Source organism: Phocaeicola sp. RTP21359st1_B8_RTP21360_211022 (assembly GCF_040911965.1).
Lineage (GTDB): Bacteria > Bacteroidota > Bacteroidia > Bacteroidales > Bacteroidaceae > Phocaeicola > Phocaeicola vulgatus.
In genome coordinates, this window is the sequence record NZ_JBDFXP010000076.1 from 1 (window position 1) to 14,271 (window position 14,271).

Sequence of the window (14,271 nt, forward strand, 5' to 3'; positions counted from 1 at the left end):
TTTAGAATATGCTGGTAATTAAAGATTTACACTCGGATATTTCTGATTAGTTTTGGTTGTTCTATGGTTATAAATACATGGAAATGATGAAGTTTTATCACTAAGGTGATCAATTTTCATCACATGGGTGATACGGTTTCATCACACGGGTGAAACGATAAATTGAAAAGGAAGAATACGTCATTCCGACTGCCGGTTATTCCAACCCTTCCAGCATTCTTTTTAAAACAACTGTAGCAGAAATTTCCCGGTTAGCCGCTTCAGGAATAACCAACGAAGTAGGCGCTTCAATCACCTCATCGGTCACAATCATGTTTCTTCTCACCGGCAGACAATGCATAAAGAAAGCATCGTTTGTCACTGCCATGTGCGCCGCATCTACCGTCCAGTTCATATCCTTGCTCAGGATCTTTCCATAGTCGGCAGGACGGGTGACACCGGGACATGCCCAGTTCTTGGCATAGATAAAGTCAGCCCCTTCAAAGGCTTTCATCTGGTTGTATTCCACCTTCGCACCACGGACAAACTTCGGGTCCAGCTCATAGCCTTCGGGATGAGTGATGACAAAATCCACATCGGCCTCGTTCATCCAGTCGGCAAACGAGTTGGGAACGGCCTGAGGCAATGCACGCGGATGCGGCGCCCAAGTCAAGACCACCTTGGGACGGTCTTTCTTCTTATACTCCTCGATGGTAATCAGGTCGGCGAAAGCCTGCAACGGATGACCGGTAGCGGCTTCCATGGAGAATACAGGCTTGCCGGAATACTTGATGAACTGATTCAGAATCTTTTCGGTATAATCATCCTCGCGGTTCTCAAAATGAGCGAACGAACGCACACCGATGATATCACAATAAGAAGCCATCACCGGAATAGCCTCCAGTAAATGTTCACTCTTGTCGCCATCCATAATGACACCGCGCTCGGTCTCCAGCTTCCATGCACCTTGGTTCACATCGAGCACAATCACATCCATGCCCAAGTTACGGGCTGCCTTCTGGGTGCTCAAACGGGTACGCAGACTGTTGTTGAAGAAAATCAGCAGGCAAGTCTTATGCTTTCCCAGGGTTTCATATTTATAGCGGTCTTTCTTGATTTCGAAAGCTTCGGCAAGGGCACTCTTCAAGTCGCCCAAATCGTGTACGTTTGTAAAGTATCTCATAATTTTTTCATTTATAGTATTATTGTCTTATTTGTCCATCCCCCTGAATAATCCACTTGTATGTGTTCAGTTCCTCCAGTCCCATCGGACCACGGGCGTGAAGCTTCTGCGTGCTGATACCTATTTCCGCTCCCAGTCCGAACTCACCTCCATCGGTGAACGAAGTAGGCACATTCACATAGACACAAGCCGCATCCACCATCTTCATAAAATAATCGGCCGCCCAGTCATTCTCCGTCACAATACATTCACTATGTCCCGAACCATAAATAGAAATGTGGGCCACAGCCGCCTGTATGGTCATAGTCGCCGTCACTGCCATTTTGTAGTCCAGAAACTCTGTTCCGAAAGTATCCGTAGAAGCATGTTTCAGCAAGTGGGAAGGGTAAGAAGTCTTCAGATAATTATAACACAAGTCATCGGCATAGATTTCCACGTTGTCCTGCTGCAAGCCGCTACAAAGAGTGGAAAGGTCGGTCAGCCGGTTCACATCTATAATCAGACAGTCCAAGGCATTGCACACGCTGACACGGCGTGTCTTGGCGTTGCAGATAATGGCGGCTCCTTTCGCCACATCACCCTCCTTGTCAAAATAAACGTGACACACACCGGCTCCTGTCTCGATAACGGGAATCGTGGCGTTCTGCCGCACATAGTCTATCAGCCCCTTACCGCCGCGGGGGATAATCAGATCCACATAGCCGCGGGCATGGAGCAGCGCGTCGGCCGAATCATGTCCTGCCGGCAACAATGCCACCAGATAAGGAGACAAGTGGGCTACATCCAGCAAGGTATTCCGGATAATCTCCACCAGGATACGGTTGGAGAAATCGGCATCGCTCCCCCCCTTTAATATACAGGCGTTGCCGGATTTGAAACAAAGTGCAAACACATCCAAAGTCACATTAGGACGAGCTTCATAAATAATGCCTATCACCCCGAAAGGCACACTTACCTTGGTCAGCTTCATGCCATTGGGACGCACGGCCTGGCTCAGTATCCTTCCCGATGGAGAAGGCAGCGTGGCTACCTGTCGTATGCCTTGGGCTATGGCGTGAATACGTTCCGCCGTCAGTTTGAGACGGTCATATTTGGGATTCGACGGATCCATCGCTGCCAGATCCTTGGCGTTCTCTTCCAGAATCCGGTCCGTAGCAGCCTCCACCCTGTCGGCCAATGCATACAAGGTGTCATTGATGATCTCCTCCTTGCAGAAAGCAAGAGATCCTTTTGCCTGCCGCACCTGTTTAAAAATATCTTTTATCTGTTCCATAGTCACTTCATTTTATCTAAATCATTACCACACCGCATCAGTCCAAATACAAATAATCATAGTGTACCATAGGTTTCTGTCCATGTTTCCCCTGCAATGCACGCGCTTCTGCCGAATCAAATCCGATGCGTCCCACTCCTATCTGCCTGCCCCGGTGGTCTATGATTTTCACTATATCATCTTTTTCAAATTCCCCTTCTATGCGGACCACTCCCACAGGAAGCAGGCTTACCGCCTTCTGTCCTTTCAACACTTTCACGGCCTGTTCGTTCAAATGCAACTCGCCTTTGGCAAAGCCTTCGCTATGGGCAATCCACTTTTTCACGCTGGATACTCCGCCTTCTGCCGGAATAAAGCGCGTACAAACCGTCTCTGCCGGATGTTGCAGCAAATCGACCAGAATATGGTCTTTCTTGCCGTTGGCTATAATGACGGTAATGCCCTCATCGGCCACTTTACGGGCAATGGTAGTCTTGGTCAGCATACCGCCCCGGCCGAATCCCGATTTCTCCGTCTGTATATAGTCCGAAAGATCCTTTCCCTGCTCCACCTCCCGTATCACCTGCGTACCGGGGGTAGAAGGAGAACCATTGTATATGCCGTCAATATTGCTCAGTATGATTAACGCCTGCATATCCATCATGGAAGCGATCATTCCCGAAAGCTCGTCATTGTCTGTAAACATCAGTTCGGTGACCGAAATGGTATCATTCTCATTTACGATAGGTATGACACCGTTCTCCAGCATCACCATCATACAGTTGCGCTGGTTCAGGTAATGACGGCGCGTGCCGAAACTTTCTTTCGTAGTCAGCACCTGCCCGACGGGAATACCGTGTTCGCGAAACAGCTCATAGTACCGGTTGATCAGTTTTGCCTGGCCCACCGCCGAGAAAAGCTGCCTTTGCTCCACGCTATCCAATTTCTTGGAAGGCTTGATCTCGCTGCGTCCCGAAGCTACCGCCCCGGATGAAATCAGAATGACTTCCACCCCGGCTTTGCGCAATTCCGCCACCTGGTCTACCAATGCCGACATACGCGTCACATCCAGCGTACCGTCTTTACGCGCCAACACATTACTACCGATCTTTACTGCTATTCTTGTAAACTGAACTGCCATTTCTCTTGTTATTTTAGAAACACAAATATAGATATTAAAATCAATCTGTAAAGTCAAATAAGCCAAAAATTAACCTTTATCGTATTTGTGTGCATGTATTTTAATTCTCATCTTTGCAAAATGAAAATATATAACGATAATATTCAATAGGCAAACGTATGGTTAAAGCTATTTTTTTCGATATTGACGGTACACTGGTTTCTTTTGAAACACATAAGATTCCTGCTTCGACCCAAGAAGCATTAAAGACACTTCGTGATAAAGGCATTAAAATATTTATTGCTACCGGACGCCCACAATGTTTAATAAACAACCTGGGTGACTTAGAGTTTGACGGGTATATCACCGTAAACGGAAGCTATTGTTTTACCGCCGGCCACCAGCCCATTTATAAAGGTTGCATCCCGCAAGAAGACATTGAACGGCTTATCACTTTTCAACAGAAATATCCGGTACCTTTCGTTTTTGCATACGGCAATGAAATGTTCGTCACTGAAGTGAATGACAGAGTACAGGCTGTTTCCGATCTGATTGAAATTCCTGTTCCCCCTGTCGCCTCCATAGAAGAAGCCCGTGGAAAAGACATCCTGCAAATAATGGGGTACTTTACGGCCGAAGAGGAAAAAGAAACAGATATATTCGGCAAAGTGCTGACCCATTGCGAGCCAATGCGCTGGTATCCATTGTTTGCCGACATCATTGCACGGGGCAACAGTAAAAGTACGGGAATAGACAAGGTACTGGAATATTTCGGCATCAACCTGAAAGACACCATGGCTTTCGGTGACGGCGGCAATGATATCCCCATGCTGAAACACGTAGCCACAGGGATAGCTATGGGAAACGCCGAACCTCATGTAAAAGCTGTGGCCGACTATGTGACCACCTCCGTAGATGAAGACGGAATAGCCAATGCGTTGAAACATTTCGGATTAATCTAAAGAAGGTTCGATAAAAGGAAAATGAATGCAGAGAGTATCCTCATGAGAGATCCCAAACTAAGGTTTTTCATGTCGTTTATTAATTTAAGAGATGCAAAGATATTCATTTACTTCTTATTAATTCGTTTCTTGTTTTGATTTCTTGACCCATTTTTCCAGAAAACTCTTTATCTTTACGCAAAATATTTATTAATTGCGAATCTATGAAGAAAACCAATTCTATCCTTTGCGCATTTGTATTGGCAGGCTCGCTCTTCGGCTGTTCCACAACACAGCAGAAGACAGGCGAAACTGACTACACGCAGTATGTTAACACGTTCATCGGAGCAGCAGACAACGGACATACCTTTCCCGGTGCCTGCCGTCCTTTCGGCATGATCCAGACAAGCCCCGTAACCGGAGCTGTCGGCTGGAGATATTGTTCGGAATATGTGTACACCGACTCCCTGATATGGGGATTTACCCAGACACACCTTAATGGAACAGGGTGTATGGACCTGGGAGACATCCTGGTGATGCCGGTTACCGGAACACGCGCCCGTGCCTGGGACGCTTATCGCAGCCACTTCCCCAAAGACAAGGAAGCAGCGACTCCCGGATACTACACCGTAGAGCTGGCCGACCCCGGCGTGAAGGCCGAACTGACCGCCTCTCCCCATGCCGCCCTGCACCGTTATACCTATCATAACGCCGACTCGGCATCTGTATTGATTGACCTTCAGCACGGACCTGCGTGGAACGAAAACCAATACCATTCGCAAGTACAAAGTTGCGAAACCAATTGGGAAGATGCACAAACCTTGACCGGACATGTACGCAACAGCGTATGGGTGAACCAGGATTACTTTTTTGTTATGAAGTTCAATCGTCCTGTCATAGATACCCTGTATCTGCCCATGGCCGAAACTGAAAAAGGGAAACGCATCATCGCTACTTTTGACATGAAGCCGGGAGAGGAACTGCTGATGAAAGTAGCCATGTCCACCACCGGCGTGGATGGAGCCAAGAAGAATATGGAAGCGGAAATAGCCGACTGGAATTTTGAAGGAGTGAAGCAAGCAGCCCACAACGAATGGAACAATTATCTGAGCCGCATTGAAGTAACGGGTACGGATGACGAGAAGACCAACTTCTATACCAGCTTCTACCATGCCCTGATACAGCCCAACCAAATCTCGGACGTAGACGGATGGTACCGTAATGCAGCCGATTCCATCGTTAAAGCCGGTAACGGAGCTTTTTATTCCACTTTCTCTTTATGGGACACTTATCGCGCCGCCCACCCGTTTTACACCTTAATGGTTCCTGAAAAAGTAGACGGATTCGTCAATTCATTGGTAGAACAGGCTGAAGTACAGGGCTTCCTGCCTATCTGGGGACTTTGGGGAAAAGAGACATATACCATGATTGGCAACCACGGTGTTTCAGTTATCGCCGAAGCGTACCGCAAAGGGTTCCGGGGTTTTGACGCCGAACGTGCCTTTAATGCTATCAAAAATACCCAGACCGTATCTCATAAACTGAAATCCGATTGGGAAACTTATATGAAATACGGTTATTTCCCTACAGACTTGATTAAGACAGAATCAGTATCCTCCACACTGGAATCGGTATATGACGATTATGCCGCAGCCGATATGGCCCAACGTATGGGCAAAGAGGAAGATGCCGCTTATTTTGCCAAACGTGCCGATTTTTATAAGAACCTGTTTGATAAAGAAACGCAGTTCATGCGTCCCCGTAATGCTGACGGAAGTTGGAAATCTCCCTTCAACCCTAGTCAGGTTGCCCACATGGAAAGTACCGGTGGAGACTATACCGAAGGTAATGCATGGCAGTACACCTGGCATGTGCAACATGATGTGCCGGGGCTTATTGAGCTATTCGGCGGAGAACAGGCATTCTTAAACAAATTGGATTCTTTGTTCACCTTGAAACTGGAAACCACCCAGGCAGATGTTACCGGCTTGATCGGTCAATATGCACACGGCAACGAACCCAGCCATCACATTACTTATTTATATACGTTGGCAGGCCGCCCCGAACGTACCCAGGAACTGATCCGTGAAATCTTTGATACGCAATATCGTCCCGAACCCGATGGACTCTGTGGCAATGACGACTGTGGACAGATGTCAGCATGGTATATGTTCTCGGCTATGGGGTTCTATCCGGTAGATCCGGTAAGTGGCAATTATGTCTTCGGCGCTCCGCAGCTGCCTGAAATCGTTTTGAATCTGGCCGACGGAAAGACTTTCACGATCATTGCCGAAGGATTGTCAAAGGAACACAAGTACATTGACAGCATCACACTGAACGGTGAACCCTATACAAAGAATTATATCTCGCATGAAGATATTTTGAAGGGTGGGACTTTGGTGTATAAGATGAAATAAGGAATCTACCTCATTACAGGAAGAGGGTATAACAGCCGGCTCCGGCTATATACCCTCTTCCTGTTTTCTGCTCCTGATGCTTTCCAAAGGATCATAATGCTCCAGGTATCATGTCCTTATCCATGAAACATGATCATTATCTGCATAACTTCTGCTTTAGATATCTTGTAACTGCCACATTAAATTATTGCCATGAACCATGTCAAGTCAGAGCATGGTACAATGGGCAACACAAAAATACAACTCTCATATCTGCTCAATCCAAACTTTATTGCGTTACATGTTTTATGTAACATAAAAACTGCAATGAAGAATATTCCTACTAATCCATTTTTAATAACCGGTTACCAAGGCCCCGACTATTTCTGTGACCGCGAAAAAGAAACAGCTTCTTTAATGTCAGCATTAAAGAATGGCAGAAATATTACATTAATCAGTCCACGCCGTATGGGAAAGACAGGACTAATAAAGAATGTATTTTACTATATTCAAAAAGAAAATAAATCTGCCGCCTGTTTTTATCTGGATATATTTTCAACCCAGAATCTTCAGGAGTTTGTATCTCTACTGGGACGAAGTGTGTTGGGAAAATCAGATACCTTATCACAGAGTACCTTAAAATCGCTATTCTCATTCTTTAAGAGTTGCCGTCCGGTCATCAGTGCCGATGAAATTACGGGGATGCCATCTGTAACACTCGACTTTATTCCGGAACGTTCAGAAGAAACCTTGAAAGAGATTTTCACCTACCTAAACCAATCGGGAGTAGAATGTTACATAGCCATTGATAAATTCCAGCAAATAATGGAATATCCGGAGAAAGGAGTGGAAGGCCTGTTGAGATCGTATATCCAGTTCACCCCGAATGTGCATTTCATCTTTTCGGGCAGCAAAAAGCATTTGATGGAGTCTATCTTCTTTTCCATCAAAAGGCCTTTTTACCAATCTACGCAGAAACTTTTCCCGGCCCCTATTCCCTATACCCCTTACCGGGAGTTTGCCAAGAAACTGTTTGATGGAAGAAAGAAAACTTTGCAGGAAGATATCTTCCATGAAATTTATCAATCGGTAAAAGGGCATACGTGGTATATGCAATATCTTTTAAACAGATTGTATTCATTGCCACAGCAGACTCCGACGATAGAACTGTTGCATACACTCATGCAGGAAATCATACAGGAGGAAGAATATACTTATCAAACCTATTTCCAGTTTTTAACTTCCAATCAGATTCAGTTGCTGAAAGCTATAGCCAAAGAGGAAATTGTAAGTGAGATTAACAGGGCCACATTCATAAAGAAATATGATTTAAAAGGAGCCAGCAGCATAAATGTAGCATTAAAGTCTTCAATTAATAAGGAGTCTGTCTTAAAAGAGCAGCAAGGATATATAGTATACGATCGTTTTTTTGCAATTTGGCTCAAAGGACTAGTATGAATAATTGAAATCTCCATCACTATGAACTATGAATACAAAAGGAATTCTTATTGCAATTCTGGCATTGGGAAGCATAACGTTTACCAATGCCCAACAGCCTGCCGGCTATTTCTTCAAGGAATTTACTTCAGGAAAAGTTTCATTGAAATTCACTTCTGAAATTATATTCAAAAGATAAGCAACAACCTGTCAAAGAGTTCATTGAAACAGAAAAGGTCAAGATACCCCCCAAAAAGATATACTAAAAGTCTTGAAACGGTTTCAATAAAAAGAGGCGTCCGAAAAGTTGAATCTAGTTTCTTCAGGTTCTTATAAAAAGCAGAGCAAGCCCCCACTATTCAGTGAAAGACTTGCTCACAGCTTAAAGTTTACTCCTTATTATTTTCTATCAAAGCATCTTATTACTCTTTATTATCCGTCGTATAGCCTGGAGTCTGTTTCAATTCTTTGTTATTGGTCAAAGTATTAGCATCAATCGGCCATAACAATCGGCTGGAATTTGCAGTAGAATACTTCTCTGTATACCCTAAAGTACGGATATCATACCACCGTTTTCCTTCATACATTAATTCACGGAGCCGTTCTTTCAAAACAGCTTCCACCGGATTTTCATCACCGGCTACAAAAGGATTATTGGTGTAAAAATCACCTTTGTCATTAGGATAAGCTACAGTAGCCTTATTAGCCTCAAAATACTCTTTACCATAAGCACGTTCACGCACCGCATTGATTTCCGCTGCAATATCTTCCCCCAACAATGCCTTGGCCTCCGCCAATAACAACAAACAATCTGCATAGCGGTAGATAGGATAGTCATCCAACCAGCTACGTGTAGAGCTACCAGCTATCATCGTTCCTTGGAATTTATAAGGAATAGGAGCTACATATACCAAATTACCATCAGCATCCTTCTGATAAACAGCCTTTATAGAGCCTGCCTTGCGTGTATCCCCCTTCAAGAATACTTTATTATAGAAATCTTTCTTAATCTGAAGTCTAATCAAACCATTCATTTCAGCATCTTTAGTATCAGCATACGAAACCCCATCTTCATTAAAATAAATGCCTGAGGTCATGTAAGCCTGTTGAGGAACCAAAGTCATTCTATAAGAATCCTTCCACATATCATATTCATCTTGTCCGTTATGGATGGTGAAAATGATTTCTTCGTTCTTCTTATTATTATAAGCAAAAACATCGGTAAAATTGCTTTCCAAACCTATTCCCGGACAGTTTTTAACTTCCTGCAAAGCCGATTTTGCCATGTTATAATCAGTTGCTCCACCGTCCATCTGCTTACCGCTCCACAAATAAACTTCACCTTTCAACATTTTAGTTGCCCCCAATGACCAATAATGCTTCCCATATTTATAAGAATAATCATTGCCAAATGCTGCTTCTGAAGCAGATATATCATTCTTGATTTGTTCCATTACAGCACTTGCAGGAGAAGCCGGTTTCAGGATGTTAGCCAAATCAATGGTAGAACCACTGGTATAATCCAAATGTAAAATTACATCTCCCCATGAACGGAGCAGATGAAAATACAAGAAAGCACGCATACCATAAGCCTCACCCAAATAATAGTTCTTCGACACCTCTGGCAACAGTTGGGTTTCTGTTGTTTTGGCAATCATCAAGTTTATCTGATTAATAACCCCATACAAGTCAGCAAAGTTACTTAGTCCCACATTTTCCGCATTCAGCGAATTATAAGGAAATCTTTCCATTCCTTGAGTCGCTTCACCACCAAATGGATCATCACCATAAATATCCGCACGAGGTTCACCTAAAATAAAGAGATTATATGTCCGTTCCCTAAGTTGAGCATGCAAACCTACATTAAATGCACTGAAATGAGTGTCACTTTTCCAGTAATTGGGATCAGTAATAGTGCTTTCTGATTCCAAATCCAAAGAATTGCATCCTGTTGCCATCGGCAACAGGGTCATACCAGCTAATACATATATAAATATCTTTTTCATAATTATCTTCCTATTTTAATCTTAATTTATTTAGAATGTTACAGATAATCCGAACAATACAGTTCTAGGAGTAGGATAACGTCCGTTATCAATACCGCGACCATAGGTAGTACTTACCACCGGTTCGGGAGAAACGCCTTCATAACCGGTAATATAGAATAAGTTCTGTCCGGTTACATAGACAGAGGCATCGGTCATGTGTACTTTGCTAATCAGTGATTTGGGCAATTGATAACTCAACGTAATTTCACGTAAAGCCAAATAATCTCCTTTCTCATAAAAACGTGAGCTATTACTATCAGCCGCAGTATTACTATCGTTGGAACGGGTTATGTTCTTTTTGCTTAACTGATCTGCATAATAGAACTTGGGCAAATCCGAATTAGGGTTTGCTTCGCTCCAAGTATCTTTCACCTTATCGATAACATTGAAACTACCCTGATATTGTCCCAATGAACGAGCAGCCAAATCATTGTATAATGTATGACCTAAAGCATAGTCAAAACGAGCATACAATGAAATACCCTTATAACCAAACGTTGTAGAGAAACCACCTGTAATATTCGGGAAAATATTACCAACCACGTAGCGATCATACCCATTGATGACATCATCACCATTCATATCTTCCCAACATACATCACCCGGTTCAATGGGTTGCCATCCTGTTGATTCTTTGTAAGGTTTATTAGTTAACGGATTAATTTGATCGGCCAAGCCCGGACCATACAGATTCGCAACTTCATCAATACGCATATTAGCATGCTGTTTCACATCATCCCAATCTTTGAAAATATGTTGCTGTTTATAGGCTACCAATTCACCCAACTTACCTCCTTCTTGACGACCTGCAATCCATTTTGTCGGGAATTTACCATCTGCACCTACTTTTCCAGCAGCAACTTCGTATCCACCAACCCGATTTTTGTCTACACCATTATAAGGCAGGCTAATTATCTTATTAGCTACAGAAGAAATATTGGCATTCATATCCCAAGTAAAGCCACCTTTATTAATGATGTTAGCCCTGACTTCCGCCTCAAAACCATAGTTACGCAACGTTCCTTGATTAGTTACAATATCAGAAAATCCGGTATATCCCGGCAATGCTTGTTTCGTCAGCAAATCTTTTGTATCACGGCTGTAATAATCCAAAATAAAAGATAACCTATTCTGCAAGAAGCCAATATCCAAACCCACCTCAAATGTCTGACTCTGTTCCCAACGGAGATTAGTATTTAACAGTTTGGAATTGTAAAGTCCAGTTGCGCCACCATAGTTTTTAGATTCCACTTGTGCATACTCCCCATACACTTCATAGTTACCAATACCGTTTACATTACCATTCACACCATAACTTACACGAGGCTTTAGGTTAGAAATAACTCCTGATACTTTTGAGTCTTTCCAAAAGTCCTCTTCCATAACATTCCAACCGACAGACACGCCTGGGAAAAATCCCCAACGATTATCTTTCAAACGAGAAATACCATCATAACGCGCTGTAAAAGACAACAGATATTTCATGTTATAGTTATAATTAATACGACCAAATCCAGACAATATGCGATAAGCTGTTTTCTCAGTTCTAGTAAAAGTACGATTAGAACCAACATTCAATGTCGGCACATCATCTGTAGGAGAGCCCTGTGTCTTAGCTTCAAAGTCAAACTGATTGTAGGTATAGTATTCACCACCAATCATCGCTTCCAAGTTATGTTTTTCTGCAAAAGTACCAGTATAAGTCAAAGAAGCATTCAATTGAACCTGCTGATATTTTTGCACCCACGCTTCTGCCTGACGGGTTGTTTCCGGTGTAGTAGTGGTCTGGGTCTGATAAGCTTTATTGAATTTTTCACGCTGGTAATCATAATTCAATAAAGAAGCATTTCCATTCAATACCAATTGTTTGGGAAGAATATCCAAAGTAAAACCGATATTATAAGTAGCGCGTGTAGTACTGTTCTTCTGGGTAAGTTTATCTCTGTAATAAGCAGGGTTACCATCACCTGTTCCAAATCCGGCTGCCGGAGTACCATCTTCATTCCAAGGATTCCAAGTAGGGCGCTGAGAACGAGTACGGTAGAAGAATTCGTAAGAACCAATCCACAGTTCCGGACGAGTAGACCAAACATAAGAAACACCAGCTTTCACATTCAAAATAGGCAATATTTTATATGAGGCGTTGAATGAGCCACTGAATCGTTGAAAACCTGTTCCCTTAATCATACCATCTTCATTATAGTATCCCAAACTACTGGCAAAAGTACTTTTATCATTACCGCCTGTAATATTAAGATAATGATCTTGTGTAATGGCACTACTACTGAACACCTCATCATCCAGTTGGCCTGAATAATCTTTGAATAAAATTTGCTTTCCTTCATAAAATGGATCGTCCATCACAGACCATCCCTCATTTTTCAAATGAGCATTATCATCTGTCAAATACTGGATATCAAACAAGCTGTTTCCAATGCCATATCCTTGCTGAGTATCCACATTAGTACGTCCGGTTCTCAAATATCCCAAACGGTTATAATAGATATAATCCTCTGCATTACAGAATTCATACCCTTTGCGAGTAAAGTTCTTACCTATTTTAAATTTATAGTTAATCGAAGTTTTACCTTCCTTTCCACTCTTGGTTTCTATCAAAATAACACCACCATTTGCACGAGCTCCGTAAATAGCTGTAGAAGCAGCATCTTTTAATATCTGAATAGATTCGATATCAGATGGATTAACATCCGACATACTATTACGCACAATACCATCAACAACCACTAAAGCATTACTATTTTCGCCAGTAATTGTCGCCCCACCACGAAGAGTTATATCAGGATTAGTACCTGGTTGACCAGTCGTATTTACAACACGCAACCCTGTTACTGAACCTTGTAAAGACTGACCTGCATTACTGTAAGCCGCATTCTTCAATACACTATTGTCCAATTTCGAAATTGCTGTAGTCAAAGCAGCGCGTTTCTGCGAACCGCCGTAACCGGTAATCACCACTTCATCCAATACTTCCGTATCATCTTTCAAAATGATATTCAACGACTGTCCTACATACTTAATCTCCTGAGTTTTGTAACCGACGAATGAAATCTGAATTACATCTCCATTCTTTACATTGGTTAAAGTGAAATTGCCATCAAAATCAGTAATAGTACCATTGGTCGTTCCCTTTACTATTACAGATGCACCAATAACAGTTTCACCTGTACCATCTTTCACCACACCGGTACAAGTTTCACTCTGCTGTGTGATTTCTACATCGGTTATGCCTGAGACAGGCACTGCATAAGCTGCTCCAGTTGTTGTTCCCATCAGGAATAGCAGCATACTGACTGACTTTAGCCGTTTTAACATAGCTGTGATTTTTTTTAATTATTTATTGAAAATCATATAATCCTTTTTGGCAAAGTTCTTTTGGAACTATGTATTTCAATTAAATTTAGATTTGCGGCGCAAATATATTATATATTTAATTAAATAGCTTATATATAATAAAAATATTTCGGTTTAAGCTGCGTTTTTAACAATATCGAATGAAAGAATGAGCTATTTCCACTGAATAAGTTCTTCAATTTCTATTTTATCTTCATTTATTTCTTTAATTTTTAGAATATAATATTGATGCATCTACATCATAAGGTAGAAACTTGGTACATTACATTTCAGGCTGTTTAAAACGTAAAAGGCTCAAAAGGCTTCTTTTTTACATTTCAATTTTGAACGGACTATGCAGTTAATCAATTATTTATATAACTTTATTATTTCTATCAATGCGTATATTCCTTCTTATAGATTATAGGGACAGTAGAAAATAAATAGAAAAAATCCTCTGCTAACTGCTTCTATTTCCCTTATTTACATATTCATTCTGTATGCCTATTATTTTAATATAGTGATTTCCAGATATTTATATATTATCATAGTTCCAAAAGAACT

General features: G+C 42.2%; 9 protein-coding genes. 4 read left to right on the forward strand and 5 right to left on the reverse strand.

What is annotated here, in order from left to right; translation table 11 throughout:
* Positions 1–196 precede the first annotated feature (196 nt).
* Genes AB5062_RS21635 through proB form a run of 3 tightly spaced genes read right to left on the reverse strand, consistent with a single transcriptional unit; the run spans position 197 to position 3,555 of the window.
* Positions 197–1,162: an acetylornithine carbamoyltransferase gene (locus tag AB5062_RS21635; RefSeq protein ID WP_005850823.1), complete on the reverse strand. Its 966-nt coding sequence runs from the start codon at positions 1,160–1,162 to the stop codon at positions 197–199.
* Between the two features lie 19 nt (positions 1,163–1,181).
* A complete protein-coding gene (locus AB5062_RS21640; RefSeq protein WP_228680684.1) occupies positions 1,182–2,435 on the reverse strand; it encodes a glutamate-5-semialdehyde dehydrogenase in 1,254 nt (417 codons plus the stop codon).
* A 37-nt stretch (positions 2,436–2,472) separates the two neighbouring features.
* Positions 2,473–3,555 carry a glutamate 5-kinase gene (gene proB / locus AB5062_RS21645; RefSeq protein ID WP_005850817.1) on the reverse strand — a complete coding sequence of 361 codons (1,083 nt, stop codon included), beginning with the start codon at positions 3,553–3,555 and terminating at the stop codon, positions 2,473–2,475.
* A gap of 158 nt (positions 3,556–3,713) precedes the next feature.
* Here proB and AB5062_RS21650 point away from each other — a divergent pair, with 158 nt between their 5' ends.
* The 4 genes from AB5062_RS21650 (at position 3,714) to AB5062_RS21665 (ending at position 8,507) form a co-directional block, all read left to right on the forward strand.
* Positions 3,714–4,496 (forward strand): Cof-type HAD-IIB family hydrolase, encoded by a 783-nt coding sequence (locus AB5062_RS21650; protein WP_005846001.1) that lies wholly within the window; start codon positions 3,714–3,716, stop codon positions 4,494–4,496.
* Positions 4,497–4,699: 203 nt separating this feature from the next.
* On the forward strand, positions 4,700–6,892 hold the full coding sequence (locus AB5062_RS21655; protein WP_005846003.1) for a GH92 family glycosyl hydrolase: 2,193 nt from the start codon (positions 4,700–4,702) through the stop codon (positions 6,890–6,892).
* A gap of 306 nt (positions 6,893–7,198) precedes the next feature.
* Positions 7,199–8,329, forward strand: coding sequence for an ATP-binding protein (locus AB5062_RS21660; protein WP_118292367.1), 1,131 nt, complete (start codon positions 7,199–7,201; stop codon positions 8,327–8,329).
* A 28-nt stretch (positions 8,330–8,357) separates the two neighbouring features.
* On the forward strand, positions 8,358–8,507 hold the full coding sequence (locus tag AB5062_RS21665) for a hypothetical protein (protein ID WP_228680686.1): 150 nt from the start codon (positions 8,358–8,360) through the stop codon (positions 8,505–8,507).
* Positions 8,508–8,730: 223 nt separating this feature from the next.
* Here the strand turns inward: AB5062_RS21665 and nanU are convergent, their stop codons facing one another.
* Positions 8,731–10,314 (reverse strand): SusD family outer membrane lipoprotein NanU, encoded by a 1,584-nt coding sequence (gene nanU / locus AB5062_RS21670; protein WP_005850809.1) that lies wholly within the window; start codon positions 10,312–10,314, stop codon positions 8,731–8,733.
* A 30-nt stretch (positions 10,315–10,344) separates the two neighbouring features.
* Positions 10,345–13,689, reverse strand: coding sequence for a TonB-dependent receptor (locus tag AB5062_RS21675; RefSeq protein ID WP_008667510.1), 3,345 nt, complete (start codon positions 13,687–13,689; stop codon positions 10,345–10,347).
* Between the last annotated feature and the right edge of the window lie 582 nt (positions 13,690–14,271).

Coding starts and splice junctions, on each gene's coding strand:
- AB5062_RS21650 (WP_005846001.1), top strand. CDS start 3,714: ATGGTTAAAGCTATTTTTTTCGATATTGACGGTACACTGGTTTCTTTT.
- AB5062_RS21675 (WP_008667510.1), bottom strand. CDS start 13,689: ATGTTAAAACGGCTAAAGTCAGTCAGTATGCTGCTATTCCTGATGGGA.
- AB5062_RS21635 (WP_005850823.1), bottom strand. CDS start 1,162: ATGAGATACTTTACAAACGTACACGATTTGGGCGACTTGAAGAGTGCC.
- AB5062_RS21640 (WP_228680684.1), bottom strand. CDS start 2,435: ATGGAACAGATAAAAGATATTTTTAAACAGGTGCGGCAGGCAAAAGGA.
- proB (WP_005850817.1), bottom strand. CDS start 3,555: ATGGCAGTTCAGTTTACAAGAATAGCAGTAAAGATCGGTAGTAATGTG.
- AB5062_RS21655 (WP_005846003.1), top strand. CDS start 4,700: ATGAAGAAAACCAATTCTATCCTTTGCGCATTTGTATTGGCAGGCTCG.
- AB5062_RS21660 (WP_118292367.1), top strand. CDS start 7,199: ATGAAGAATATTCCTACTAATCCATTTTTAATAACCGGTTACCAAGGC.
- nanU (WP_005850809.1), bottom strand. CDS start 10,314: ATGAAAAAGATATTTATATATGTATTAGCTGGTATGACCCTGTTGCCG.
- AB5062_RS21665 (WP_228680686.1), top strand. CDS start 8,358: ATGAATACAAAAGGAATTCTTATTGCAATTCTGGCATTGGGAAGCATA.